Annotated in this window: 29 protein-coding genes; 5 read left to right on the top strand and 24 right to left on the bottom strand. The window is 62.1% G+C overall.

Annotation, left to right across the window (positions count from 1 at the left end; translation table 11 throughout):
• Positions 1 to 73: 73 nt before the first annotated feature.
• From B5V02_RS37925 to dusB, 6 genes are all read right to left on the bottom strand, one after another.
• A complete protein-coding gene (locus B5V02_RS37925; RefSeq protein ID WP_111549030.1) occupies positions 74 to 937 on the bottom strand; it encodes a D-amino-acid transaminase in 864 nt (287 codons plus the stop codon).
• A gap of 101 nt (positions 938 to 1,038) precedes the next feature.
• Positions 1,039 to 2,400: a nitrogen assimilation response regulator NtrX gene (ntrX, locus tag B5V02_RS37920; protein ID WP_111549029.1), complete on the bottom strand. Its 1,362-nt coding sequence runs from the start codon at positions 2,398 to 2,400 to the stop codon at positions 1,039 to 1,041.
• Positions 2,390 to 4,675 (bottom strand): sensor histidine kinase NtrY-like, encoded by a 2,286-nt coding sequence (locus B5V02_RS37915; RefSeq protein ID WP_167458823.1) that lies wholly within the window; start codon positions 4,673 to 4,675, stop codon positions 2,390 to 2,392. Before B5V02_RS37915 ends, ntrX begins: the two co-directional genes overlap by 11 nt.
• A gap of 129 nt (positions 4,676 to 4,804) precedes the next feature.
• Positions 4,805 to 6,265 (bottom strand): nitrogen regulation protein NR(I), encoded by a 1,461-nt coding sequence (ntrC, locus tag B5V02_RS37910; RefSeq protein WP_095091616.1) that lies wholly within the window; start codon positions 6,263 to 6,265, stop codon positions 4,805 to 4,807.
• On the bottom strand, positions 6,262 to 7,404 hold the full coding sequence (locus tag B5V02_RS37905; protein ID WP_111549027.1) for a two-component system sensor histidine kinase NtrB: 1,143 nt from the start codon (positions 7,402 to 7,404) through the stop codon (positions 6,262 to 6,264). Before B5V02_RS37905 ends, ntrC begins: the two co-directional genes overlap by 4 nt.
• Entirely contained in the window at positions 7,401 to 8,429 is a 1,029-nt protein-coding gene (gene dusB, locus B5V02_RS37900) for a tRNA dihydrouridine synthase DusB (RefSeq protein ID WP_111549026.1), read from the bottom strand. The genes B5V02_RS37905 and dusB overlap by 4 nt, the downstream gene beginning before the upstream one ends.
• A gap of 243 nt (positions 8,430 to 8,672) precedes the next feature.
• On the opposite strand from dusB, the gene B5V02_RS37895 reads away from it, so the two are divergent.
• Together B5V02_RS37895 and B5V02_RS37890 are read left to right on the top strand one after the other, a co-directional pair.
• Positions 8,673 to 9,902, top strand: coding sequence for a bifunctional 2-C-methyl-D-erythritol 4-phosphate cytidylyltransferase/2-C-methyl-D-erythritol 2,4-cyclodiphosphate synthase (locus tag B5V02_RS37895; protein ID WP_111549025.1), 1,230 nt, complete (start codon positions 8,673 to 8,675; stop codon positions 9,900 to 9,902).
• The gene (locus B5V02_RS37890; RefSeq protein WP_111549024.1) at positions 9,899 to 10,408 is read left to right on the top strand and encodes a CinA family protein; all 510 of its coding nucleotides are present in this window, start codon (positions 9,899 to 9,901) and stop codon (positions 10,406 to 10,408) included. The genes B5V02_RS37895 and B5V02_RS37890 overlap by 4 nt, the downstream gene beginning before the upstream one ends.
• On the opposite strand, the gene B5V02_RS37885 is transcribed toward B5V02_RS37890, so the two are convergent.
• The 12 genes from B5V02_RS37885 to eno form a co-directional block, all read right to left on the bottom strand.
• A complete protein-coding gene (locus tag B5V02_RS37885; protein WP_111549023.1) occupies positions 10,384 to 10,842 on the bottom strand; it encodes a type II toxin-antitoxin system RatA family toxin in 459 nt (152 codons plus the stop codon). The two genes, B5V02_RS37890 and B5V02_RS37885, sit on opposite strands and share 25 nt — an antisense overlap.
• A gap of 114 nt (positions 10,843 to 10,956) precedes the next feature.
• Positions 10,957 to 11,922, bottom strand: coding sequence for a lipoyl synthase (gene lipA, locus B5V02_RS37880; RefSeq protein WP_111549044.1), 966 nt, complete (start codon positions 11,920 to 11,922; stop codon positions 10,957 to 10,959).
• A 138-nt stretch (positions 11,923 to 12,060) separates the two neighbouring features.
• Positions 12,061 to 12,318, bottom strand: coding sequence for a GlsB/YeaQ/YmgE family stress response membrane protein (locus B5V02_RS37875; RefSeq protein WP_111549022.1), 258 nt, complete (start codon positions 12,316 to 12,318; stop codon positions 12,061 to 12,063).
• A gap of 99 nt (positions 12,319 to 12,417) precedes the next feature.
• Entirely contained in the window at positions 12,418 to 13,863 is a 1,446-nt protein-coding gene (gene lpdA, locus B5V02_RS37870; protein ID WP_111549021.1) for a dihydrolipoyl dehydrogenase, read from the bottom strand.
• 222 nt (positions 13,864 to 14,085) lie between these two features.
• Positions 14,086 to 14,724: an SGNH/GDSL hydrolase family protein gene (locus B5V02_RS37865; RefSeq protein ID WP_111549020.1), complete on the bottom strand. Its 639-nt coding sequence runs from the start codon at positions 14,722 to 14,724 to the stop codon at positions 14,086 to 14,088.
• Positions 14,721 to 14,966, bottom strand: coding sequence for a hypothetical protein (locus B5V02_RS42125; protein ID WP_245446386.1), 246 nt, complete (start codon positions 14,964 to 14,966; stop codon positions 14,721 to 14,723). The genes B5V02_RS37865 and B5V02_RS42125 overlap by 4 nt, the downstream gene beginning before the upstream one ends.
• Positions 14,963 to 15,139: a hypothetical protein gene (locus B5V02_RS42120; RefSeq protein WP_245446385.1), complete on the bottom strand. Its 177-nt coding sequence runs from the start codon at positions 15,137 to 15,139 to the stop codon at positions 14,963 to 14,965. The genes B5V02_RS42125 and B5V02_RS42120 overlap by 4 nt, the downstream gene beginning before the upstream one ends.
• A 14-nt stretch (positions 15,140 to 15,153) precedes the next feature.
• Positions 15,154 to 16,539, bottom strand: coding sequence for a pyruvate dehydrogenase complex dihydrolipoamide acetyltransferase (locus tag B5V02_RS37855; protein ID WP_111549019.1), 1,386 nt, complete (start codon positions 16,537 to 16,539; stop codon positions 15,154 to 15,156).
• A gap of 18 nt (positions 16,540 to 16,557) precedes the next feature.
• Positions 16,558 to 17,943: a pyruvate dehydrogenase complex E1 component subunit beta gene (locus B5V02_RS37850; RefSeq protein ID WP_111549018.1), complete on the bottom strand. Its 1,386-nt coding sequence runs from the start codon at positions 17,941 to 17,943 to the stop codon at positions 16,558 to 16,560.
• A gap of 15 nt (positions 17,944 to 17,958) precedes the next feature.
• A complete protein-coding gene (gene pdhA, locus B5V02_RS37845; protein WP_111549017.1) occupies positions 17,959 to 18,996 on the bottom strand; it encodes a pyruvate dehydrogenase (acetyl-transferring) E1 component subunit alpha in 1,038 nt (345 codons plus the stop codon).
• 194 nt (positions 18,997 to 19,190) lie between these two features.
• Positions 19,191 to 19,514, bottom strand: coding sequence for an FtsB family cell division protein (locus B5V02_RS37840; RefSeq protein WP_111549016.1), 324 nt, complete (start codon positions 19,512 to 19,514; stop codon positions 19,191 to 19,193).
• A 161-nt stretch (positions 19,515 to 19,675) separates the two neighbouring features.
• Positions 19,676 to 20,950, bottom strand: a complete 1,275-nt coding sequence (gene eno / locus B5V02_RS37835; protein WP_111549015.1) for a phosphopyruvate hydratase — start codon at positions 20,948 to 20,950, stop codon at positions 19,676 to 19,678.
• Positions 20,951 to 21,258: 308 nt separating this feature from the next.
• On the opposite strand from eno, the gene B5V02_RS42365 reads away from it, so the two are divergent.
• Entirely contained in the window at positions 21,259 to 21,381 is a 123-nt protein-coding gene (locus tag B5V02_RS42365) for a hypothetical protein (RefSeq protein WP_111549014.1), read from the top strand.
• 57 nt (positions 21,382 to 21,438) lie between these two features.
• Here the strand turns inward: B5V02_RS42365 and B5V02_RS37820 are convergent, their stop codons facing one another.
• The 6 genes from B5V02_RS37820 to B5V02_RS42360 form a co-directional block, all read right to left on the bottom strand.
• On the bottom strand, positions 21,439 to 21,804 hold the full coding sequence (locus tag B5V02_RS37820) for a PRC-barrel domain-containing protein (protein ID WP_111549013.1): 366 nt from the start codon (positions 21,802 to 21,804) through the stop codon (positions 21,439 to 21,441).
• 84 nt (positions 21,805 to 21,888) lie between these two features.
• Positions 21,889 to 22,092 (bottom strand): dodecin family protein, encoded by a 204-nt coding sequence (locus B5V02_RS37815; protein ID WP_019858016.1) that lies wholly within the window; start codon positions 22,090 to 22,092, stop codon positions 21,889 to 21,891.
• A gap of 123 nt (positions 22,093 to 22,215) precedes the next feature.
• Positions 22,216 to 23,061 carry a 3-deoxy-8-phosphooctulonate synthase gene (gene kdsA, locus B5V02_RS37810; RefSeq protein ID WP_111549012.1) on the bottom strand — a complete coding sequence of 282 codons (846 nt, stop codon included), beginning with the start codon at positions 23,059 to 23,061 and terminating at the stop codon, positions 22,216 to 22,218.
• Positions 23,058 to 23,951, bottom strand: a complete 894-nt coding sequence (locus B5V02_RS37805; RefSeq protein ID WP_111549011.1) for a VOC family protein — start codon at positions 23,949 to 23,951, stop codon at positions 23,058 to 23,060. Before B5V02_RS37805 ends, kdsA begins: the two co-directional genes overlap by 4 nt.
• 44 nt (positions 23,952 to 23,995) lie before the next feature.
• Positions 23,996 to 24,286 (bottom strand): Dabb family protein, encoded by a 291-nt coding sequence (locus B5V02_RS37800; RefSeq protein WP_111549010.1) that lies wholly within the window; start codon positions 24,284 to 24,286, stop codon positions 23,996 to 23,998.
• A gap of 184 nt (positions 24,287 to 24,470) precedes the next feature.
• Positions 24,471 to 24,605, bottom strand: coding sequence for a hypothetical protein (locus B5V02_RS42360; RefSeq protein WP_281005072.1), 135 nt, complete (start codon positions 24,603 to 24,605; stop codon positions 24,471 to 24,473).
• A 146-nt stretch (positions 24,606 to 24,751) separates the two neighbouring features.
• Here B5V02_RS42360 and B5V02_RS37795 point away from each other — a divergent pair, with 146 nt between their 5' ends.
• Positions 24,752 to 24,949 carry a DUF1365 family protein gene (locus B5V02_RS37795; protein WP_425374453.1) on the top strand — a complete coding sequence of 66 codons (198 nt, stop codon included), beginning with the start codon at positions 24,752 to 24,754 and terminating at the stop codon, positions 24,947 to 24,949.
• 1 nt (position 24,950) lies between these two features.
• On the top strand, positions 24,951 to 26,207 hold the full coding sequence (locus tag B5V02_RS37790; RefSeq protein ID WP_111549008.1) for an SAM-dependent methyltransferase: 1,257 nt from the start codon (positions 24,951 to 24,953) through the stop codon (positions 26,205 to 26,207).
• Positions 26,208 to 26,213 lie beyond the last annotated feature (6 nt).

The raw sequence follows: 26,213 nt of genomic DNA, 5'->3' as shown, positions 1-26,213 counted from the left end.
GCAAACACCGTCTTGTCGTCAGTAACGACAAGCAGAACGAGATATATTGATGTTCATTCCACCTGTGCGGTTATCAGGCTGGACTTTTTTCCGCAATGTCAAAAAAGGCCTGCCGCAACGAAAGTGTCACAGAGCCGGGGTGTCCATTGGCAACCGGATCGCCGTCGATGGCCACCACCGGCATGGCAATTGTCGTTGCGGAGCTGATGAACGCCTCGCGCGCTGCCTTGGCCTCGGCGACGGAAAAGCGGCGCTCCTCGATCTTCAGGCCGAGGCTGGCCGCCACTTCAAACATGGTCGTGCGGGTGATGCCGCGCAGGATGCCATGCTCGGCCGGCCTGGTAACCAGAACGCCATCCCTGGTGACGATCCAGGCGTTCGACGAGCCGCCTTCCTTGACCATGCCGTCGCCGTCGACAAACCATGCCTCCTGCGCACCGGCTTCCTTGGCCTTCTGCTTGGCCAGCACGTTAGGCAGCAGTCCGACGCTCTTGATGTCGACCCGGTCCCAGCGATTCTCCGGCACGGTGATGACCGCAATGCCGGTTTCAGCCCGCTTTGCTCCGGCGACAGGATCGGCCTTCCTGGCGGTCACCACCAGGGACGGCTTGGTGTCCGCTGACGGGAAGACAAAATCGCGGCTGGCGACGCCGCGCGTCACCTGGACGTAGACCAGGCCGTTGGCGACATGATTGCGGTTGACCACTTCGCGCAGGATGAGCGGCAGCACACCGCGGGTGACCGGCCAGGCGATCGACAATTCGGTCAGCGAGCGGTTCAGCCGGGCAAGATGGCGCGGCATATCGACGATGAAGCCACGCGCCACCTCGCAGACCTCATAGACACCATCGGCGAACTGATAGCCGCGATCCTCGATATGCACGGAAGCGTCCGCGTGAGCGACGTAGCGCCCGTTGACATAGGCAATGCGCGGCATTGGCGACCCCTGGATAATTCTCGGGCTTTCTTATGCGATTCCGCCGCTGCCGTAACCGGCAAATGCTTGGCCCACGCGCGGCTGAACGGACGTCGCGCCTGTCAGACGCCCAGCGACTTCAGCTTGCGGTGCAGAGCGGAGCGCTCCATGCCGATGAACTCGGCGGTTTTCGAGATGTTGCCGCCAAAGCGGTTGATCTGGGCGATCAGATAGTCCTTCTCGAACTGTTCGCGCGCCTCGCGCAACGGCAGCGCCATGATGTGCTGGTCGGATTGATTCGGCGTTCGCGGCATCACATCGCCGATCTCGGCCGGCAACAGATCCGCGGTGATCGGCGCATCGACATCGTCGCCGCGCGCCAGGATCATCAGACGCTCGACATTGTTGCGCAGTTGGCGGACGTTGCCCGGCCAGTTGTGCGCCTGCAGCACCGCCAGCGCGTCATCGCCGATGCGGCGCGGCTTGATGCCGGCCTGACGGGCGATCTGCTTCATGAAATTGTCGACGAGGTAGGGAATGTCCTCGCGCCGCTCGGCCAATCCCGGCACCATGACCGGAACCACCGCCAGGCGATGATAAAGATCCTCGCGGAAACGCCCATCGGCAATCATCGCCTCCAGGTTCTGCGAGGTCGAGGAAATGATGCGGACGTCGACCTTGACCCGCTTGGTGCCGCCTACCCGCTCGAACTGCTGTTCGACCAGCACGCGCAGGATCTTGTTCTGCGTTTCGCGCGGCATGTCGGCCACTTCGTCGATGTAAAGGATGCCGCGATGGGCCTCCTCAAGCGCGCCGACCTTGCGCTCGACGCCGTTCGATTCAGTACCGAACAGCTCGATCTCCATGCGCTCGGGCGTGATGTTGGCGGCGCTGAGCGTCACGAACGGCGCGCTCTTGCGCGCCGACAGCGTGTGGATGGCGCGCGCGGCCAGTTCCTTGCCCGAGCCTGAGGGGCCGATGATCATGACGCGGCTGTTGGTCGGGGCGACGCGCTCGATGGTCTGGCGCAACTGGCTCATCGCCGACGACATGCCGATCAGGTCGAAGGTTTCGCCGCTGCGCAGCTTGAGGTCGGAAACCTCGCGCCGCAATTTCGAGGTCTCGAGCGCACGCTCGGCAATGAGGATCAGCCTGTCGGCCTTGAACGGTTTTTCGATGAAGTCATAGGCGCCTCGACGAATGGCGGAGACCGCGGTTTCGATGTTGCCGTGACCGGAGATCATCACCACCGGCAAGGTCGGGTGCATCGTCTTGATCTCGTCGAGCAGCGCCAGCCCGTCCAGACGCGAGCCCTGCAGCCAGATGTCGAGGAAAATCAACCTTGGCGCCCGGTCGGCGATCGCCGCCAACGCGCTGTCGGCATCGAATGCCGTGCGGGTTTCGTGACCTTCGTCGCTCAGGATGCCTGCGACGAGTTCACGGATGTCTTCCTCGTCATCGACGATGAGAATATCAGACGCCATTACCGACCTTTTCAGTTTCTCGTTCGTTTTCCGTCCTGCTTTCGCCGCGCGGAGACGCGACCGCCACAGTTGGCAGGATGATGCTGATCATCGCGCCGCGCCCGTCGTGGAAATCCGCGGGCGCATCATGAAGTTCCAGCCTGCCACCATGGTCCTCCACGATCTTCTTGACGATAGCGAGACCGAGCCCGGTGCCCTTCTCGCGTGTGGTCATATAGGGCTCGAGCAGCCGTTGACGATTCTCGCGCGGCAGGCCTTTGCCATTGTCGATGACGTCGATGCGAATCGCGCCATTCTGGCGCCCGGCTTGAATCCGGATTATGCCGTGCGAACCATCCTTCTGTTCCAGCCCGTCGATCGCTTCGGCGGCGTTCTTGATCACATTGCCGAAAGCCTGCGCCATCAGCCGGCTGTCGAACGTGCCCTTGAGCGGTTCGCTGCCGAATATCCGCTCGAAAGTGATGTCGGCGCGGCTGACCTCGACCAGGAACGAGGCCTCACGCAGCGATTCGCGCAGGTCGATGGCCTTCATCTCGGGCTTCGGCATGCGAGCGAACGCCGAGAATTCGTCGACCATACGGCCGATATCCTCGACCTGCCGGATGATGGTGTCGGTGCACTGATCGAAAACCTCGCGGTCCTCGGTGATGACCTTGCCGTAGCGGCGCTTGATGCGCTCGGCCGACAGCTGGATCGGCGTCAGCGGGTTCTTGATCTCATGCGCGATGCGCCGCGCCACATCGGCCCAGGCTGACGAGCGCTGCGCTTGAACCAGATCGGTGATGTCGTCGACCGTCACGACATAGGATTTTTCCTCCGAGCCGTCGTCGCCGGCCTCGATGGTGATCTGCACGTTGAAGGTCCGCTCGGCACCGGCGCGATAGAAAGTCACCTGCTCGCGATAGACCGGTTTGCCGGACTTGCGGCCAATCTCGAAGACGCGGCCGACATGCGGCAGCACGGCGGAGAGGCTCTGTCCAAGTGCCGCGTTGGCGGATATGGCCAGCATCGCCTCGGCCGAGCGGTTGACGATGGTGACGATGCCGTAGGGATCGACGCCGATGACGCCAGCGGTGACGCCGGCAAGCACCGCTTCGGAGAAGCGACGCCGTTCGTCGATCAGGTCCTTGGCGGACAGGATCTCGTTGCGCTGTGATTTCAGTTCGAGAAGCATCTTGTTGAACGTGTCGCCGAGCGAGGCGACATCGCCGTCCGATGGCCTGACGGGAACCGCGACGTCGAGATTGCCGGTCGCCACCTCGTCGGCGGCACCGATGAGCTGGCGAATCGGCCGAACCAGGCGGTCGGCGACGGCGATGCCGGTCCATATCGCGGACAGGATGATGATCAGCGTCAGCGACAGATAAGGCAGCGCGAAGGCCACCTGCGAGGTGCGCCTGTTATCTTCCAGCCCGCGATATTCGTCGGTGTTGGATCTGACGATCTGCCGCGCCTTGATCACTTCGGGATCGACGAGGCGAATGGTGTAGAGATAGAGGCCTTCGATCTCGCGCAGCTTGACGATGGCGCCCATGATGTTGCGCGTTTTCGGCTCGATCAGCACCGGCTTGCCGTCGGAGGCGCTGGCCACGGCGCCTTCCGGCGGCTCGGGCATGGCGAAATCGGTGTCGGTCTTGGCGCTCATGACGAACGAGCCGTCGGGCTTGATCAGCGACGCATGGGCCAGCGACCGGCCCACGGCTTCCTTGTTCATCAGGTCGAGAAAGCCAGTCCGATCAAGGCCATAGAGCGTTCTTGACGCGTCGAGATCATAGGCCATCGACAGCGTCGTGCCCTGGAGGTTGCGGGCGTTTTCCTGGACATAGGCATCGGCGATGGACAGCGACGAATTGACGATCGTCTTGGTGCGGATCTCGAACCAGCGGTCGAGGCCGATGTCGAGCGTGATCGAGGCGATGATCGCGACCATGATGGCGGGAATTGCCGCAACCAGGGCAAACATGGCGACGATGCGCACATGCAGCCGCGAGGCCGCCTTGCCGTGCCGGCGCGCCATCAGGATGCGGTGCACTTCGCGTCCGACCAGCGCCATGAGGAACAGGACGAACAAGGCATTGAGGGCGATCAATGCCAGCGTCGTCGACTCGTTGGGCGTGATCGGCGTGGCACCGACAAGGATGGTGAACGAGATCGCCGCTGTCACCAGCGCGCCGACGACCGCCACCACGCCGGGCAGCGCAAGCAGCCGGCGCCCGTCGCGTGCGCCGGGTTCGCTGAAAAGCGGTTGGTTGAGTGTCGGTGCCTGCGGAGCCATGTCGCCGTCTAGAGCCATGATTGCGTCGGATGTATGCAACGCATTGTGGCGATTATGCAACAAGTGTGACCGAGACGGAAATCTTTCGCGAGATGGTCCCCTGAAAAGAGCCTGGACTCGGATCAGGGCTCAGGGCTGTCGCGATGATTTGTAGACGTTGACGCCGAGGTCGCGAATCTTCTTGCGCAGCGTGTTGCGGTTCAAGCCCAGCAGTTCGGCGGCCTTGATCTGGTTGCCGCGGGTTGCCGTCATCGAGGCCAGGACCAGCGGATATTCGACCTCGGACAGAATGCGCTGATAGAGCCCCGCCGGCGGCAAATCGCCGGCAAACGAGGCGAAATAGCGCTGCAGGAAGTGCTCGACCGCCTGGCCGATGGACAGGTCGTCGGGAATGAGATTGCCGCCGCCCGGCACCACTGGGCGCTCGCCGGTCTTGAGTTCCGCCTCGATGATCTCGGCCGAAATCTCGTCCTGCGAATAGAGCGCGGCAAGCCTGCGAACGAGGTTTTCCAATTCACGCACATTGCCCGGCCACGGGTAGCGCTTCATCAGTTCGATGCCGCCCGACGAGATGCGCTTGGTCTGCAGGCCTTCCATCTCGCCGAGCTTGAAGAAATGCCGGACGAGGTCGGGCACGTCCTCGGAGCGCTCGCGCAGCGCCGGCAACCTGAGCGGCACGACGTTGAGGCGATAGAAAAGATCCTCGCGGAAAAGCCCCTGGTTGATCAGCGTGCGCAGATCCTTGTTGGTGGCGGCGACGATGCGCACATCGGTCTTGATCGGCGTGCGCCCGCCGACGGTCGTGTACTCGCCCTGCTGCAGGACGCGCAGCAGGCGCGTCTGCGCCTCCATCGGCATGTCGCCGATCTCGTCGAGGAACAGCGTGCCGCCCTCGGCCTGCTCGAAGCGACCGGTGGAGCGGTTCTGCGCGCCGGTGAAGGCGCCCTTCTCGTGGCCGAACAGTTCCGATTCGATCAGGTCGCGCGGGATCGCCGCCATGTTGATGGCAACGAACGGGCCGCCACGGCGGCGGCCATACTCATGCAGCGCACGCGCTACCAGTTCCTTGCCGGTGCCGGATTCGCCTGAGATCATCACCGTCAGGTCGGTCTGCATCATGCGCGCCAGCATGCGGTAGATGTCCTGCATGGCCGCCGAGCGGCCGACCAGCGGCATCGCGTCAGGCTGTTCTTCCGGCCGCGCATCGATCTTCGGCCGCCGCGGCTCGGAAAGTGCCCGGTTGACGATGTTGAGCAGTTCGGTCAGGTCGAATGGCTTTGGCAGATATTCATAGGCGCCGGTTTCGGATGCACGGATCGCCGTCATGAAGGTGTTCTGGGCGCTCATGACGATGACGGGCAGCTCCGGCCGCGCCTTCTTGATGCGTGGCAGCATGTCGAAGGCGTTCTCGTCCGGCATCACCACATCGGTGATGACCAGATCGCCCTCGCCCGCCGCTACCCAGCGCCACAATGTCGAAGCGTTGGAGGTGACGCGCACCTCGTGACCGACGCGCGAAAGCGCCTGGTTGAGGACGGTGCGGATCGCCGCATCATCGTCGGCGACGAGAATATTGCCGCGAACGGTCATTTGCGGTCTCCTTCACCGTCTTCATCGGCGCCGTATGGCGCTTCTTTCCAGGCCGGCATCAGGATGCGGAATGTGGTCCCGCGCGGCGTCGATTCGCATTCGATGATGCCGCCGTGCTCGCCGACGATCTTGGCGACCAGCGCCAGCCCCAGCCCCGAGCCGTTCGGCTTGGTGGTGATGAAGGGATCGAACAGGATCGGCAGGATGTCTTCCGAGACGCCGGAGCCATTGTCGCGCACGCAGAACTCCAGCGGCAGCGATACGCGATCCTGCGTGCCCGGAACGGAAACGCGGATGCCCGGCCGGAAGGCCGTCGACAGCACGATCTCGCCTTGGGGGTCGCTGCCGATCGCCTCGGCGGCATTCTTGACCAGGTTGAGGAACACCTGGATGAGCTGGTCACGGTTGGCGAACACCGGAGGCAATGAAGGATCATAATCCTCCATTATCTTGATTCTTTTGGCAAAACCGTTCTTGGCAATTGCCTTCACATGGTCGAGAACGACATGGATGTTGACGGGGTAGCGATCGATCGGCCGCTCGTCGGAAAACACCTCCATGCGGTCGACCAGCGACACGATGCGGTCGGTCTCGTCGGTAATCAGCCGCGTCAGCGCGCGGTCCTCGTCGGATGCCGACAGTTCGAGCAGTTGGGCAGCACCCCGGATGCCGGAGAGCGGGTTCTTGATCTCATGGGCAAGCATCGCCGCCAGACCGGTCACCGAGCGCGCGGCGCCGCGGTGCGTCATCTGCCGGTCGATCTTGTCGGCCATCGACCGCTCCTGGAACATCACCACAACAGAGCCCGGAAATTCCGACACCGGGGCGACATAGAGATCGACGACCTTCTCGATGCCGAGGCGCGGCGACGACACGTCGACCCGATACTCGTTGACCGGAGCGCGGCGCTCGCGCACCTGATCGACCAGAGTCAGCAAAGGACTGCCGAAAGGAATGAGTTTTGACAGCGTGTTTCGCGCCAGCATTGTCGCACTCGAGCGAAAGAAATCCTCGGCATCGGCGTTGGCGAAGGTGATGAACCCTTGCTCGCTGATCATGATAACCGGGCGGCGGATGGTGTTGAGCACGATCTGGGCGGCATCCGCCATTTCTACAGCCTGGCCAGCGGCGGCGTTCATGCGGCGCTCCGCAGGTTCAATGGTTGCGGATCGCGCGAAAACACATCGCGCAGCAAGGCGATGACGCGCGCGGGCTCGAATGCGGTCAGTATGGCCTTTCGGCTGTCGTCAGCGACACCGCCGGCATGGCGATCGAGATACCAGCCAAGATGCTTGCGCGCCTGACGCAGGCCGCTTTCGACGCCATAGAGCGCCAGCATGTCGTCATAGTGGGCCACGACATAGTCGGCCAGCGCCGTCGTGTTCTGCGGGATGTTGGGCGCCGCCTCGCTTGTCGCAGCCGCCGCGATGCCGCCGGCGATCCAGGGCGCGCCATAGTGGGCGCGGCCGATCATCACGGCATCGGCGCCGGACTGGTCGAGAATATCGGCCGCTTCCGCTGGCGAAGAAACATCGCCATTGGCGACGACCGGGATGGATACGGCGTCCTTGACGCGGGCGATGGCGCGCCAGTCGGCCTTGCCCTGATAGAACTGACAGCGCGTGCGGCCGTGCACGGTTACCATCCTGACGCCGGCCTGTTCGGCACGGCGCGCCAGCGTCGGGGCGTTGAGCGCGGCTTCGTCCCAACCGAGCCGCATCTTGACCGTTACCGGGACCTCGACCGCGCCGACCACGGCATCGATCAGCGACAGCGCATGGTCGAGATCCAGCATCAGCGCCGAGCCGGCATAGCCGCCGGTGACCTTCTTGGCCGGGCAGCCCATGTTGATGTCGATGATGTCGGCGCCCTCGCCGGCGGCGATTCGTGCGCCCTCCGCCATGTGCGCCGCCTCGCGGCCGGCAAGCTGCACCATGTGGACGGGCAGGCCGGAATGACGAATGCGCAGGTCGCAACCGGCCCTGCCCTTGGCAAGCTCGCCGCTGGCCACCATTTCGGACACGACAAGGCCTGCGCCATGCGCGTGGGCGCGTTGCCGGAACGGCTCATCGGTGATGCCCGACATCGGCGCCAGGAACACGCGATTGCGGATTTGCACGCCACCGACATCGAGCGGCGCGGCCAATTTGGTCAAATCAGGCATGCACAAAAACCAAGCATGTTTATTCGCTGCACATTCTCTAGCCAGAACCGGCGCAATGTGCAACGCGGAATGACGCCACATTAAGGCGCAATTGGGAAAATGCTGGCCTTCGGCTTTGGCCGCGTCCAAAGCGCCGCGCGTCCCTCAGGACGCGCAAAGGACGCTTAGGAACTTCATATTTGGCGCACGATCTTTTCCGAAAACCGATTACACTTTTCGGGATCGTGCGCTAAGCCAATCAGCATGGCTGACGCAAGTGAAAATCACGTTTCGAGTGAGGATGGCAAGGTCGCGGTGGTGATCGTCGCCGCCGGCCGCGGCGCTCGTGCCGGGCAGGCCAACGGGCCCAAGCAGTATCAAAGCATTGGCGGCCATGCTGTCATCGCCCACACGCTGGAGATTTTTCTGGCCCACCCGCGGACCAGCGAAGTTGTTGTCGCCATTCATGCCGACGACCACGAACTGTTCCGGCAGGCGGCAGGCGCCAACGCCGAACGGGTCATCACCATCATGGGCGGGGCGACCAGGCAGGCTTCGGTGCGGCTCGGACTGCTTGCACTGAGAGGCCACGCTCCGAGCCGGGTTCTGATCCACGACGCCGTCCGCCCGTTTGTCGATGCGGATTTGATTGACCGCACGATCGCCGCCATCGGCGAGCGCGAGGGCGCGCTGCCCGCCCTGCCCGTCGCCGACACGCTGAAGCGCGAGTCGGCCTCTGGCGTGGTCGGAGAAACCGTTTCCCGGAACGGACTTCACGCCGCCCAGACGCCACAAGGCTTTCCGTTCTGGCCCATCCTTGCCGCCCACGAGAAAGCCCATCACCTGGGAAAAATGGACTTCACCGACGACGCCGCGATCGCCGAATGGGCGCATATTCCGGTAAAAATAGTTCCGGGTTCACCGGACAATGTCAAACTCACCTGGGCACGGGATATTGCGATGGCGGACCAGCGGCTTTCCGGCGAACGTACACGCTTTCCCGACATAAGAACCGGCAACGGCTACGACGTGCACGCCTTCGAACCCGGCGACCACGTCACCCTGTGCGGCGTCGCCATTCCGCACGAGAAGAAACTGTCCGGCCACTCCGACGCCGATGTCGGCCTGCATGCCTTGACCGATGCGCTGCTGGCGACCTGCGGCGCCGGTGACATCGGCACGCATTTCCCGCCGTCCGACCCGCAATGGAAAGGCGCAGCCTCGCGAATCTTCGTCGAACACGCGGCAAGGCTGGTGCGCGAGCGCGGCGGCCGCATCGCCAATGCCGACATCACGCTGATCTGCGAGGCGCCGCGCGTCGGCCCGCACCGCGAGGCGATGACGGCGGCCCTGTCACAGATGTTGGCAATTTCCCCGGACCGCATCTCGATCAAGGCGACAACCAACGAAAAGCTCGGCTTTGTCGGCCGCGAGGAAGGCATAGCGGCGATCGCCACCGCCAGCGTGGTGTTTCCCGGCGAGGTGCCGGAATGACCAACAACGATCTGGCAAACGCGCTGCTTCAGGCCTGCCAGCAGCGCGGCATCATGCTGGCAACGGCCGAAAGCTGCACCGGCGGCATGATCATCGCCGCGCTCACCGACATTGCCGGCTCCTCCGCCGTGGTCGATCGCGGCTTCATCACCTATTCGAACGACGCCAAGATGGACATGCTCGGTGTTTCCGCCGCCACGCTTGAGGAGCATGGCGCGGTTTCCCGCGAGACGGCGATCGAGATGGCAAAGGGCGCGCTCGCGCGTTCGCGCGCCAGACTGACGCTCGCGGTCACCGGCATCGCCGGACCCGGCGGCGGCTCAGTGGAAAAGCCTGTCGGCCTGGTCTGGTTCGGCGTCGGCCTGGACGGCCAAACCGTGACCGCCGAGCGCCGGCTGTTTGCCGACAAGGGTCGCGATTTCATCCGCCGTGAAACGGTCAGGCATGCGCTGGAACTGGGACTGCGTGCACTCGCCCAGCGTCAGGCCGACGGTACTGCGCCGTAGATGACATCAGCGCGTTTCTCGAAAGCCTCGGCGAACATGCGGAAGGCGCGATCGAACATGGTGCCCATCACCGCGCCCAGAATGCGGCTCTTGAACTCATAGTCGATGAAGAAGCGGACGGCACAGCCGCCGCCGTCGGGTTCGAAACGCCAGACATTGCTCAGATATTTGAACGGGCCATCGATGTACTTCACGTCGATGGTGTTCTCGTCGGGTTTCAGCAACACCTGCGTGGTGAAGGTTTCGCGGATCGCCTTGTAGCCGATACTCATGTCGGCGAGGAGAACAGTGCGTCCGTCACGCTCCTTGCGCGAGCGAATCGTCAGCGCTTCGCAAAGCGGCAGGAATTGCGGATAAGCCTCGATATCGGCAACCAGCGCGAACATCTGATACGGCGTGTGGGCAACGCGGCGGGTGGCTTCGAATTTCGGCATGAAACCGGCTCTAAAGCGCGTCGCGTCGAAACGGATTCATGCGACGCACTTTAGGTTCTTTGTTCTTACGCATGTCGTTCTCCCAAAACCGAGGTCACTTTTGGGCGACATGCATCAGAGCGATTTCTTGAGAAGCGCTTCCCGCGCCGCGCGCAGCCGGGCGAAATCGTCGCCGGCGTGATGCGACGAGCGCGTCAGCGGGCTCGACGCCACCAGCAGAAACCCCTTGGTCCGGCCGATCGTCTCGAAGGACTTGAACTCCTCCGGCGTGACGAAGCGGATCACCGGATGGTGCTTCTTCGACGGCTGCAGATACTGCCCGATGGTCATGAAGTCGACATTGGCCGAGCGCAGGTCGTCCATCAATTGCAGGATTTCGTTCCGCTCTTCGCCGAGACCCACCATGATGCCGGACTTGGTGAAGATCGACGGGTCGAGTTCCTTGACCCGCTGCAACAGCCGGATCGAATGGAAATAGCGAGCGCCCGGACGAACCGTCAGATAGTTCGACGGTACGGTCTCGAGATTGTGGTTGAAGACGTCGGGCTTGGCCGCCACGACGATCTCCAGCGCGCCTTCCTTGCGCAGGAAATCGGGCGTCAGGATTTCGATCGTCGTCAACGGCGTCGCCGCCCTAATGGCGCGGATGACCTCGGCAAAATGCTGCGCGCCGCCATCGGCGAGATCGTCGCGGTCGACGGAGGTGATGACGACATGGGTCAGGCCCATCTGCTTGACGGCGTGCGCGACGCGGGCCGGTTCATCGGCATCGAGTGCGGTTGGGATGCCAGTGGCGACGTTGCAGAAGGCGCAGGCGCGCGTGCAGATCTCGCCCATGATCATGAAGGTGGCGTGCTTCTTCTCCCAGCACTCGCCGATGTTGGGGCAACCCGCCTCTTCGCAGACCGTCACCAGCTTGTGCGATTTCACGATCTCGCGGGTCTCGGCATAGCCTTTCGAGACCGGCGCCTTGACGCGGATCCAGTCGGGCTTGCGCAGCACATCCTGGTCGGGCTTGTGCGCCTTTTCAGGGTGCCGCAAGCGCGGTGCGTTGGCGATCGTATCGAGGACAGTGACCATCTGGAGACCTGGTTCATTGGCGACCGCCGGTCCGGCGTTCGCTATCATATCGTCATCTAAGGCTTTTCAGCGGAAAGAAAAAGGCCGCCGCAGTGCATGCCGCGGCAGCCTTTTTCGCATAGCAGCTCTTCAGCGATGTTAACGGCGCACCAGGCGTCCTGCCCAGATCAGCAGGCAGGCGCCGATAAAGCCGGTGATCAGGTAGGCGGTCCAGCCGATGCCGAAGACACCGACGTTGAGCGCCTGCAGGATGGCGTTCAGCACGATCGCGCCGACGATGCCCAGAACAATGTTCATGAAGATACCGGTGTTGCTCTTCATGACCATTTCGGCGAGCCAGCCTGCCAGGCCGCCGATAATGATTGCTGCTATCCAGCCGACGCCATTCAAGTGCATATGCCCTCTCCTTGCACGCGCGAAAATGCATCCGGAAACGAACACCCTTGCCGCCGAGTTCCCGCAGCTTGCGCGTTTGAGTCTCGTGCGGCCAATCTATCATGCGTTCAGCGCGCGGCCATAGGCGTCGAGCACGCTTTCCTTCATCATCTCCGACAGCGTCGGATGCGGGAAGATTGTGTGCATCAGTTCTTCCTCGGTCGTCTCTAGGTTCATCGCCACGACAAAACCCTGGATCAACTCGGTCACTTCGGCGCCGACCATATGCGCGCCGAGCAGCTGACCTGTCTTCTTGTCGAAGATGGTCTTGATGAAGCCCTGATCCTCGCCAAGTGCAATCGCCTTGCCATTGGCAGCGAACTGGAAGCGCCCCACCCGGATATCCTTGCCTTCAGCCTTGGCCTTGGCTTCCGTCAGGCCGACAGAGGCGACCTGCGGATTGCAGTAGGTGCAGCCAGGAATCTTGAGCTTGTCGGTGGCATGTACGCCAGGGAAATTGGCAATCTTTTCGACGCACACAACGCCCTCATGCTCGGCCTTGTGGGCAAGCATCGGCGGGCCGGCGACATCGCCGATGGCATAGATGCCCGGCACATTGGTCTTGCCGTAACCGTCGACAACGATGCAGCCGCGTTCGGTCTTCACGCCGAGCGCCTCAAGCCCGAGGCCCTCGATGTTGCCTTGCACGCCAACGGCCGAGATCATGCGGTCGGCGGTGATCTTCTCGACCTTACCGTCCTTCATCTCGACATGCGCGGTGACCGAGTTGGCGCCCTTCTCGACCTTGGTCACCTTGGCCTCGAGGATGATCTTCATGCCTTGCTTCTCGAATTGTTTTTGCGCGAATTTCGAGACTTCGGCGTCCTCGACCGGCATCACCGCCGGCAGCAGTTCGACAACCGTGACTTCGGCGCCCATGGTGCGGTAGAAGGAGGCGAATTCGATGCCGATGGCGCCTGAACCCATGACCAGCAGCGATTTCGGCATCTCCTTCGGCACCATCGCCTCGAAATAGGTCCAGATCAGCTTGCCGTCCGGCTCGATGCCGGGCAGCGCGCGCGGCCGGGCGCCAGTCGCCAGGATGATGTGCTTGGCGGTGTAGGTGCCCTCGCCCTTGACGCCTTTCGGCACCGGCGGCTGCGGCTCCATCGGCTTCTTGGCCGTCTTGGACACGACAATCTCACCAGGCTTGGAGAGTTTGGCCTCGCCCCAGATCACATCGACCTTGTTCTTCTTCATCAGGAAGGCAACGCCGCCATTGAGCCGCAGCGAGACTTTTCGCGAACGGTCGACCACGGCTGACGTGTCGACGCTGACCTTGCCGTCGAGCGTCAGCCCGTAATCCTTCAGGTGATCCGAATAATGCATGATCTCGGCCGAGCGCAGCAGCGCCTTGGTCGGGATGCAGCCCCAGTTGAGGCAGATGCCGCCGAGATGCTCGCGCTCGACGATCGCCGTCTTGAAGCCAAGCTGGGCGGAACGCACCGCCGTGACATAGCCGCCCGGGCCGGAGCCGATGATGATGACGTCGTAGGATTCAGCCATTTTGTGGTCCTTATTGAAGCGAGGCTTCACCGAAAGAAGGCTTCGGTATCGAAATTGGCTCGTACCTCAGTGTTGGAGGCGCGAAAGCTGGCTCATGCATCAGTATCGAAAGGGCGTCGAAAACCCAGAGCCCAAGAAGTGCGTAGCCTGCAAGAAGCCGACTTCGACGGCCTTGCCAATGCACAGCCAACCAAAGGCCAATGATCAGACTTGCATCGAATATCATGTGGCTAACATCACGCGCACCAGCGGCGCCAGCGCCTTGCCGATGTTTCGCGTGTTTTCGGCATCGAGGTGGACGCCATCGAGCGGTGTACATCTAGCGACGCTCGCTGCATCAAAAAAGCCGCAGCCCATCTCGTTGGCGGCGGTTTGATAAAAGCCTGCGAGCTTGGGCGACTCGATCGCGCCGGTTCCCAACATTTCGGCGTAGTCCGCCTTGCCGGTTTCCACGATATGCGGCGGCGCTACCAGAATAATCCTGGGGGCGGCACCGCCGAACGGATAGGCGTGCCCCCGCACGATTTCGATGAGGCGTCGCATGCCATAGGAAGCTATGACTGCGCTGCCATGAATCGACGGCTTCATGTCGTTGGAGCCAAGCATGATGACGATCAGATCGATCGGCGAATGCGTGCTCAGGATCGTCGGCAATATCCGCGCGCCGTTTCGGTCGGCGCCCGACAAGAAGTCGTCATAGGCCGTGGTGCGGCCGCCCAGTCCCTCGGCAATGACATGGAAGCTCGGTCCGAGTGCTCTCGCCAGTGTGGTTGGCCACTGGTCTTCATATTCATGTCGACCCAAAGTCTCCGGGTTGTGTCCCCAGGTCAGCGAGTCACCGTAGCAAAGAACCGTCTTCATGCACCCACACCCACTTGTTCCCTGTTCAAACCGCGTCTCACCCGCCAGCTCACGAACAGCCAGTGAAGAATGATCGTCACCAGCCCCGGCAGGCCAAAGCCGACCACCATGGGAATGTCCTTCACCACCGCGGCACCGCTGTCGGCGTAGAGGATCAGCGCGACCAGCAGGGCAAGCAATACCGCAAACACGATCAGCAGCCACTTACCCGTCCTGGCCACCGCCGCGACCGGATCCGTCATGAACTGCGCCACGAAGAAGACGAAGTAACCATGAAGGTCACCAGCACCGAGAACATGAAAACGAGGATGTATTCTTCCTCTGCACCAGTGGCGATGGCCAACCACTGCGCGACCAGCCCGCCGGCCAAACCGGAAAGAATGAAAGCGAAAAGGCTGGTGAAGAATGTCCGCACCGCCCTCTCCCTTCCTAGACCAGCATGCCCATCGGGTTCTCGATCAGGCGTTTGAAGGCGACCAGCAATTCGGCACCCAGCGCTCCGTCGACGGCGCGATGGTCGGTCGACAGCGTCACCGACATCACGGTGGCGATTTTGATCTCGCCGTTCTTGACCACCGCCCGCTCCTCGCCGGCGCCGACCGCCAGGATCGTCGCATGCGGCGGGTTGATGACGGCGGCAAAGTCCTTGATGCCGAACATGCCGAGGTTGGACACCGCCGTGGTGCCGCCCTGATACTCTTCCGGCTTCAGCTTGCGGCTGCGGGCGCGGCTGGCCAGGTCCTTCATCTCGTTGGAGATGGTGGACAGCGTCTTTTCGTCCGCCTTGCGGATGATCGGCGTGATCAGGCCACCTGGGATCGACACCGCAACGCCGACATCGGCATGCTTGTGCTTGACCATGGCGCTTTCGGTCCATGACGCATTGGCATCCGGCACCGCCTTCAGCGCCATGGCCATTGCCTTGATCACCATGTCGTTGACCGACAGCTTGTAGGCCGGTGCATCACCCTTCTCGGTCTTCTTCATTGGCGCCGCGGCATTGATCTGCGTGCGCAATGCGAGCAATGCATCGAGCTCGCAATCGAGCGTCAGGTAGAAATGCGGGATGGTGGTCTTGGCCTCGACCAGGCGGCGCGCGATGGTCTTGCGCATATTGTCGTGCGGGACGAGTTCATAGGAGCCTTGCTCGAACAGTTTCAGCACCTGCTCGTCCGACATCGCCTTCACCGGCGCGGCAGGAGCAGCAGCCGGAGCCCCAGTGGGGGCTGCCTTGGCTGCAGGCTTGGCGCCGCCACCGGCAATCGCTGCGTCGACATCGGCTTTCACCACCCGGCCGTGCGGGCCGGTGCCGGTCACGGCAGACACATCGACGCCGGCTTCCTTGGCGATGCGGCGCGCGAGCGGCGACGCGAAAGTGCGCTCGCCAGCCGCATGGCCGTTGGCGACCGGAGCAGCTTCTGCCTTGGATGCGGCTGCAGGCTCGGCCTTTGGTGCATCAGCCTTTGGTGCCTCAGCCTTTGGTGCTTCCGCCTTCGGAGCATCCGTTTTTGGCGCTTCCGCTTTCGCTGGTGCGGCAGCGCCACCGCTGTTCGCGGCAGCGCCGGCGTCCTCGCCTTCGGCGGCAAGCACTGCGATCAGCGCATTGACCTTGACGCCTTCGGTGCCGGCGGGAACGACGAGCTTTGCAACCGTGCCTTCATCGACGGCTTCGACTTCCATCGTCGCCTTGTCGGTCTCGATCTCGGCGATCACATCGCCCGGCGAAACCTTGTCGCCCTCCTTGACGAGCCACTTTGACAGATTGCCCTCTTCCATCGTGGGCGACAGGGCCGGCATGGTGATGTTGATTGGCATTTTGTCCTCCCGCCCGGTTCAGCGATACGTGACGGCTTTGACCGCCTCGATGACCTCGCCGACATTCGGCAACGCCAGCTTTTCGAGGTTCGCCGCATAGGGCATCGGCACGTCTTTACCGGCGATAGTGATGACCGGAGCGTCAAGGAAATCGAAGGCACGCTGCGACACCTGGTTGGCGATATGATCGCCGACCGAGCTCTGCGGATAGCCTTCCTCCACCACGATCAGCCGGTTGGTCTTCTTGACCGAGGCAATGATCGTATCGAGGTCGAGCGGACGGATGGTCCTGAGGTCGATGATCTCGGCATCGATGCCCATGCCGCGCAGCTCGGCTTCAGCCTTCACCGCATAGGTCATGCCGATGCCGAAGGAAACGATGGTGACGTCCTTGCCGGTCTTGTGGATGCGCGCCTTGCCGATCGGCAGCACGAAATCATCCAGCTTGGGCACGTCGAAGGACTGGCCGTAGAGGATTTCGTTCTCGAGGAAGATGACCGGATTGGGATCGCGGATCGCCGCCTTGAGCAAGCCCTTGGCGTCGGCGGCGGTATAGGGCATCACGACCTTGAGGCCCGGAATGTGGCTGTACCAGGCAGCGTAGCATTGTGAATGCTGGGCGGCGACGCGCGCGGCGGCGCCGTTCGGTCCACGGAATACGATCGGCGCGCCCATCTGACCGCCGGACATATAGAGCGTCTTGGCAGCGGAGTTGATGATCTGGTCGATCGCCTGCATGGCGAAGTTGAAGGTCATGAACTCGACGATCGGCTTCAGGCCGGCCATCGCCGCGCCAACGCCGACGCCGGCAAAGCCATGCTCGGTGATCGGCGTGTCGACGACGCGCCGCGGCCCGAACTCCTGCAGCAGTCCTTGCGTGATCTTGTAGGCGCCCTGGTATTCGGCGACCTCCTCGCCCATGACGAAGACATCGCCGTCGCGGCGCATTTCCTCGGCCATCGCATCACGCAGTGCTTCGCGCACCGTGGTCGAGACCATTTCCGTGCCGGCCGGAATATCCGGATCGGCGGCGATTTCCGTCTTCGAGGCGGCTGCGACCGGTGCTGCGACCTCGCTTTTAGCCGCCGCCGGCGCAGGCGCCGCTGTTTCAGCCTTGGCAGGCTCTTCGCCGATGCCTTCGCCAGCCTTGTCGACGTCTTCGCCGTCAACCGCGAGCACGGCGATCACTGCGTTGACCTTGACGCCTTCGGTGCCGGCAGGAACCACGATCTTGGCAAGCGTGCCTTCGTCGACGGCTTCGACTTCCATCGTCGCCTTGTCGGTTTCGATCTCGGCGATGACGTCGCCAGCGACGACCTTGTCGCCCTCGTTCTTCAACCACTTGGAAAGATTGCCCTCTTCCATGGTCGGCGAGAGAGCGGGCATGAGAATTTCGATCGGCATGTCCTTGCCCTCCCGTTACAGTACGATATCGGTCCAGAGCTCGGACGGATCCGGCTCCGCGTCGTTCTGGGCAAATTCCGCGGCGTCCGCGACGACGTCGCGAACCTCCTTGTCGATGGTCTTTAATTCGTCCTCGGTCGCCCACTTCTTCTCGATCAGCCGCGCCTTGACCTGTTCGATCGGGTCATGCTCGGAGCGCATCTTCTGCACTTCTTCCTTCGAGCGGTACTTGGCCGGATCGGACATCGAGTGGCCGCGATAGCGATAGGTCTGCATTTCGAGGATCAGCGGGCCATTGCCGGCGCGGCACCATTCGGTGGCCAGATCGCCCGCCGCCTTGACGGCACGGACATCCATGCCATCGACCTGGATGCCGGGAATCTTGAACGAGGCGCCGCGATGCGAAAAGTCCGTCTCCGCCGATGAGCGCGAGACCGAGGTACCCATGGCATAGCGGTTGTTCTCGATGATGTAGATCACCGGCAGCTTCCACAGCGAGGCCATGTTGAAGCTTTCATAGACCTGGCCCTGGTTGGCCGCACCGTCACCGAAATAGGTCAGCGACACATTGTTGTTGTCGCGGTAGCGGTTGGCGAAGGCAAGGCCGGTGCCGAGCGACACCTGCGCGCCGACGATGCCATGGCCGCCGTAAAAATGCTTCTCCTTGGAGAACATGTGCATGGAGCCACCCTTGCCCCTGGACAGGCCGCCACGACGCCCGGTCAACTCAGCCATGACGCCACGCGGTGAAAGCTCCATCGCCAGCATGTGGCCGTGATCGCGATAGGCTGTGATCATCTGGTCGCCTTGGATAAGCGCCATCTTCATGCCGGTGACGACCGCTTCCTGGCCGATATAAAGGTGGCAGAAGCCACCGATGAAGCCCATGCCGTAAAGCTGGCCGGCCTTTTCCTCGAAACGGCGGATAAGCAGCATATGCCGGTAGGCGGTAAGCTCTTCATCCTTGGTGAATTCGGCTGGCTTGGGGGCCGAAACCCCCGATTTGCCGTCGGATTTGGATTTGGCAGGCGCTTTTCTGGCTGCGGTGGCCATGCATCACTCCCTGTTGGCGTCTCTTTGCGGACATTAGAGCAGGATCAAATCTGCTCTGGGGAGATCAGCTCCTCCCCACCGATTTTAGGGAGGCTAACACGCGTCAGGGCGTTGCGCCATGCCGAAATTGCATAGCTGACATGCGTCTAAGCGATTAAAATCATTGAAAATATTGGCGATTAACTGAAAACCGGTTACTTCGCCGAGGCCGGCAACATGATGGTGATTTCGTCAGCCTGGGACAGATTGAGCGCCTTGCGCGCCTGCTCGTCGAGCATGTCCTTCTCGATCGATCCTTCATGCATGAGCCGAACGCGCCGTTCGAGCTCCATCCGGCGTGCCTTGATCGCGTCGAGCTGACCTTGCAGCGCAACCGTCTGGGCTTCCAGCTGATATTTCGAATTGATGCCGAATTCGCCGTGGTAGGCATGAAAGCCGAAATAGGCCAGGAATGCCACGCAGAGCGAGGGAATGATCAGCCGGCCGGTGTTTCTCTGCTTGTGCTGACGCGTCCACATGATCCGAATCCTCGCGGCCGCGAACTCATGCGGCTCGCCATCTTTTTCGCCCGATTGTGCTTAACGGACGGTTACGGATGGTCGCCTGTGCGAGACCGAAATGAAAAAGGGCGGGAATGCTCCGCCCTTCATCAGATATCCCATGTCTGGGTGTTTCCGGATCAGCCCTTGACGATCGACTTGCCGGCGTAGCTCGCCTGCTTGCCGAGCTCTTCCTCGATGCGGATCAGCTGGTTGTACTTGGCCATGCGGTCCGAGCGCGACAGCGAGCCGGTCTTGATCTGCCCGCAATTGGTGGCAACGGCGAGATCGGCGATGGTCGAATCCTCGGTTTCACCCGAGCGGTGCGACATGACGGCGGTGTAGCCGGCCTTGTGCGCCGTCTCGACGGCGTCGAGCGTTTCCGTCAGCGAGCCGATCTGGTTGACCTTGACCAGGATCGAATTGGCAACGCCCATGCGGATGCCATCGCGCAGCCGTGCCGTGTTGGTGACGAACAGGTCGTCGCCGACCAACTGGGTCTTCTTGCCGATCAGGTCGGTCAGGTACTTCCAGCCCTCCCAATCATCCTCGGCAAGGCCGTCCTCGATCGAGATGATCGGATAGTCGGCGGCGAGCTTGGCCAGGTACTTGGCCTGGGCCTTGGGATCGCGGGTCTTCTTCTCACCCTCATAGACGTAGTTGCCGTCCTTGAAGAACTCGGTCGCCGCGCAGTCGAGGCCGAGCGCGATCTCCTCGCCCGGCTTGAAGCCGGCCTTCTCTATCGATTCCATGATGAAGTCGAGCGCCACCGGTGCGCTCTTCAGGTTCGGGGCAAAGCCGCCCTCGTCGCCGACATTGGTGTTGTGGCCGGCATCCTTCAGTTTCTTCCTCAGCGTGTGGAAGATTTCCGAACCCCAGCGGACACCTTCGCGCAGCGTCGGCGCACCGATCGGCAGGATCATGAACTCCTGGAAGTCGATCGGGTTGTCGGCATGGGCGCCGCCATTGATGATGTTCATCATCGGCACCGGCAGGACGTGCGCCTTGGTGCCACCGACATATCGGTAGAGCGGCAGGCCGGCGACATCGGCAGCGGCCTTGGCCACGGCCAGCGAGACGCCGAGGATGGCGTTGGCGCCGAGCCGGCTCTTGTTGGCCGTGCCGTCGAGCTCGATCATGGTCTGGTCGATGTGGATCTGGTTTTCTGCTTCCATGCCGCCGATGGCCTCGAACAGCTCGCCATTCACCGCTTCGACGGCCTTGAGCACGCCCTTGCCGAGATAGCGGGCGCCGCCGTCGCGCAGTTCGACGGCCTCGTGGGCGCCGGTCGAGGCACCCGACGGCACCGCCGCGCGGCCCATCGAGCCGTCTTCGAGAACGACATCGACCTCGACGGTCGGATTTCCACGGCTGTCCAGGATTTCACGCCCGACAATGTCGATGATGGCGGTCATTGCGATGTCCTCGATTGATCTGAAGAAGCGTCGCGCACGTCTTAGCCAAAGTGCCGCAAAAGGCAATCGGCCCGCTCGCAATTATTGCCGTGGCGTCAGCCTAAAGCACGTCGCGTTGATCGGATTCAGGCGCCGCGCTTTAGGTCTTTGTTTTTATGCATGTCGTTCTCCCAAAACCGGGGCCACTTCTGGGCGACATGCATCAGACGATTCACGAAGCGCAAATCGCTGTCATCATAAGTCATGTGCGGCGGACGTGCTTCCGGTTATGGTGCGGGGGCGCGGGGCGAAACAGGAGGAGTTTCGCCATGTCCCAGTTGAGTGGTATCGTGAGTCTGTTCCTGATCGCGGCGGCGTTTCTGACGTCGTGCGACAATCAGCAATCGCCGCCCAAGGCAGGAGTGCTACCGGCCTTGCACATCAGCGAATAGGCGCCGCATCGAATCCAAAAAGGCCCCGTCTCGACGGGGCCTCTTTGTTTGCAGGCGTCAATGCCAGTAAGGCGTGACTTTGTAATAATCATAGGACGCGTCGCGCGCCGTCTCGCCATCCGCGCCGGCCAGTTCGTTGATCGAATAGGCAGGTGCTGCCTTCAGCTGTTCCTTGGAGAACGGAACGACATAGCCGCCCTTGTCCTCGTCATAGTCGAGGCTCGCCCACGGAATGGCGTGATACTTCTCGCCGATGCCGAGAAAACCGCCAAAACCGATCACCGCGAACATGATGCCGTTCGACGTCTTGTCGAGCATGATGTCCTGGATGCTGCCGATGCTCCTGCCTTCGGTGTTGTAGACGGACGTGCCGATGACTCGCGAAGCGGCAATAGCTTCGGTGTGGCCTGTCTGGGTTGTCATGATGTGCTCCTCCTTGTCGTTGATCTGTGCTTTGACAATGAGGGGCGCGGGCGAAAGTTCCCGACTTTTTTCGGCGGCAGCCGGTCACTCCGCGAGGATGAAGGTGACCTTCATGTTGACGCGATAGGCAGCGATCTTGCCGTCCTCGACGACGATCTTCTGGTCCTGGATCCAGGCGCCTTCGACGTTCTTCAGGGTCTTTGCGGCACGCGCAATTCCCTTTTCGATGGCGTCCTGAAAGCTCTTCTTCGACGATGAGGTGATTTCGGTGACGCGGGCGACAGACATGGCTTCCTCCTGCCAAAACGCTCATTTGCGGGGCAAGCGTACAGCCGGCTTATGTCTCCCACAAGCGCCGGCGGGCCATGGGTCATTGTCACCTGCGACGCTGGAGCGTCCCTTTGGAAGGCGCTAGTGACCCTTGGCGATACGATCGAATGCCATCAGTCTTTCCAGGAGTGCCGGCATATCCTTCAGCGGCATCATGTTCGGTCCGTCGGAAGAGGTCGAATTGTCCGGATCCTGGTGGGTCTCGATGAACACGCCGGCAACGCCGACGGCGACGGCCGCGCGGGCCAGCGTCTCGACGAAGCGGCGCTCGCCACCCGAGGAACCGCCCTGCCCGCCCGGCTGCTGAACCGAATGCGTGGCGTCGAAGATCACAGGCGCGCCGATCTCGGCCATGATCGGCAGAGCGCGCATGTCGGACACCAGCGTGTTGTAGCCGAACGACGCGCCGCGCTCGGTGGTCAAAACATTGGCGTTGCCGGAACCGGTGATCTTGGCAACCACGTTCTTCATGTCCCAGGGAGCAAGGAACTGCCCCTTCTTCACGTTGATCACCTTGCCGGTCCTGGCGGCGGTGACAAGCATGTCGGTCTGGCGCGACAGGAAGGCCGGAATCTGCAGGACATCGACATGCGGCGCGACGATCGCGCACTGTTCCTCGGTGTGGACATCGGTCAGCACCGGGAGCGAAAATTCCTTGCGCAGTTCGTCGAAGACGGGAAGTGCGGCGTCCATGCCTGCGCCGCGCGTCGCCGATAGCGAGGTGCGGTTGGCCTTGTCGTAGCTGGTTTTGTAGACGAGGCCTATGCCAAGCCTGCCGGTCAGTTCCTTCAGGGCGCCGGCCATGTCGAAGGCATGCTGGCGCGATTCAAACTGGCAAGGACCAGCGATCAGCGACAAAGCCGCATTGTTGTCGAAGACGACATTGCCGACGGTTACCGACGAATTGGGCGCCAGGGGCTTGCTCATTGGATCTCCCGGAAGATGAAAGCCGCGCCCTGTCCGGATGCCGGCTGCACGACAATATCATTATTGCCCGCTATATCGTGTTTGATGGAATTGGCTGCAAGCAGCCTCGCAGTGATATCGGCGCTGCGGACCGAAAAGACCACCGCGGCGAGGCGAAGATCTGTCGGCGCGCCGGCAGGCAAGCCAAAGCGTGCGGTGAAAGACGCAGGGTCGAACACGCTCAAGATTGCATTCGGCAAGTGAAACGCGCCGCCTTGTCCGCTGGCGGTTGGATCATTCACCGCCACGGAAATTAATCGGTGCTGTTCGGCGGGCCGGCCGCTGACCGCCACCACTTCGACAATGCCGGTGGCGCCGTTGGCGTGCGCCTGCAAAGCCGTGCGGTCCACTTTCGGCGCGTTGACCCGTTCGCAGGCAAACAGGAAAGCATCCGTAGCGTTGCTATCGGATGCGAAGGCGAGCTTAAACGATGCGATGTCGCTTTTGCCCACCGCGTCCGTGAAAGCGCGCGAAAAGCTCAGCGTGTCTCCTGCCGATAGACCAGCTTCGACATAGCGCGCATGGTCGGCATCCGCATTGCCGGTGGCAAGAGCCACAGCGGAAAATCCCTCATCGCCATGGCTATCACGATACACGCGGTCACGCGCGACGAAGACATTGCCCTCGGCAATGGCCTTCATCGCGGCCTGTTCGTCGCCGACAGCGAGCGGTTCGAGAAAGGTGCCGTCGGCGAGGAAAACACAACAGTTTTCCGTTCCGAAGGGATGGATCCCGGTCGGGGCAACGACGAAGCCAAGCGCGGCGAGCCGGGCTCGCGCCACATCGAGACTCTGCGTCGGCAGCACCAGATGATCGAGCGGGTGTGTGTCGGCGGCTGTTGTTGGGTTCATGCAAGCGCGATGTGCATCATTCCGCAAACGGGTTCAAGACTTGATCAGCTGCCGGCCACGACATCGGCGGAATAACGCAGTTCACGCATCGGTTTGACCTTGCTGGTCGTCTGCGCATAGAGCGGGTGGGCCTTGTAGGCGGCCAATGCCGCGTCATCGGCGAACTCGGCATAGACGACCACATCGATCTCGTCCGACAGCGGGTCAACCTTGGTGTTGAGCGTCACCTCGAACAGGCTGGAATGGGGAATTTTGCCGAGCGCCTGCAGGCCGGTGTGCACGGCCTCCACATCCTCTTTACGCCGCGCGCTGAAGAAAACGATATGCCGGATCAACCCCGCCTCCTCGATCGAAAGCGCGTCAGCGACGCGCTTCAGGTCTTTGTTTTAATGCATGTCGTTGTCCCAAAACCGGGGCCACTTTTGGGCGACATGCATTAAGTGCCGGGGTCTTTTGTGACGGCAGGACGGCCGCGTCAATCGACAAGGATGTCGCGGCAGCGAGTCATGCGGATGGACGCTAGGTCTTGCCGGTGACGGATCGCACGACGTGCGTGACACCCCTTACCGCGGTGTCGAGGTACCGGCCCTGATTGTAGAGGCCGTCCCAGATCAGGAAAAAGGCGACCGCGGCAATGACGATTACATAACGCATGGCTAAAACTATCGCACAAGCAGGGTTGCAGCCATAGGCGTTTTGGGCGTGTTCGGCCTTTGCTGTGTAAAAGCCAGATCCACGCCGGCGAGTGCCCTCGACTTGGCACAGCCCAGCTTGCAGCCTGCCCCTTGAAGTTCCCCCCTATGACGTGGAAGATTGTGGCAGGGATTCACTGGGAAGCGCTGAAGCTCTGGTTAAAGGGCGCGCGCTTCGTTCGAGCCCGCCCGTCGCCGAACCGGTCAGCTGCCGGGATCAGGCAATGGCGCTCGAACCTGGCGAATGAACCGCGAGAACCGAGGCTCGGCAATTTGCGCCGACACCGCGGAAGTCCAGGGGCGTGAGATGGCACACAAGGAACATCATGGTCTGGCGTTGAGCGACGCGGTCAGGCTGGACGAATTCAATTTCGCCGAAATCGTCAAGGGCTTGCCGGCGAAGGCGCGCATGGTGCTGTCGGCGGCGATGAACCTGCCGCGCGGATCGCTGAAGGTCAGGATGCCGGACGGACGCGCCGTCCTGGTCGGGGGCAAAGGACCTGGCCCAGACGCCGAACTGGTGCTCAAGAACTGGCGCTTGCCCGGCCGTGCCTTTTCCGGCGGCACGATCGGCGTTGCCGAATCCTATATGGACGGCGATTGGGAAAGCCCTGACGTCACCAGCTTCCTGGAGCTGTTCGTGGTCAATTCGGCCATCGGCGAACGCGTCGCCGGCGGCGCCAGTTGGCTCATCAACACCGTCCAGCGCATCCGGCACTGGTTCAACGAGAACACACGCACCGGCTCGAAGCGCAATATCTCGGCGCATTACGACCTCGGCAACGCCTTCTACAAGGAATGGCTCGATCCGAGCATGACCTATTCCTCGGCGCTCTACGCGACCGGCGCCAATGACCTCGAAAGCGCCCAGGCCGCCAAATATCGCGCCCTGGCGAAGGATACGGGCATCGGTCCGAAGGACCACGTGCTGGAGATCGGCTGCGGCTGGGGCGGCTTCGCCGAATTCGCGGCACGCGAGATCGGCTGCCGTGTGACCGGGCTGACGATCAGCCGCGAGCAGCACGATTTCGCCAAGGCGCGCATCGCCAAGGCCGGGCTTGCCGACAAGGTCGACATCAAGCTGCAGGATTATCGCGACGAAACCGGCACCTACGACCGCATCGCCTCGATCGAGATGTTCGAGGCGGTCGGCGAGAAATATTGGCCTGTGTTCTTCAGCAAGATGAAGGCCTGCCTGAAGCCCGGCGGCACCGCCGGCCTGCAGATCATCACCATCAACGAAGCGTCTTACGACACCTATCGCGCAAGGCCGGATTTCATCCAGCGCTACGTTTTCCCGGGGGGCATGCTGCCGACGCCGTCGATCCTGAAGGCGCTCGGCAAGGATCATGGCCTTGCCCATCTGCGCGAGCGCGTTTTTCCGGATGACTACGCGCGTACGCTCGCCGAATGGCGTCACCGGTTCTGGGCGTCATGGGAAAAGATCGTCCCGCTCGGCTTCGACGACCGCTTCAAGAAGCTCTGGGAGTTCTACCTGCATTATTGCGAGGCCGGCTTCCGCGCCAGCTACATCGACGTGCGCCAGGTGGTCTACAAGGCATAGGTCCAC

The organism is Mesorhizobium kowhaii, assembly GCF_003253745.1.
GTDB classification, from domain to species: Bacteria; Pseudomonadota; Alphaproteobacteria; order Rhizobiales; family Rhizobiaceae; genus Mesorhizobium; species Mesorhizobium kowhaii.
The sequence above is the reverse complement of the archived record's forward strand: the minus strand, read 5'-3'. Positions and strand labels throughout refer to the sequence as shown.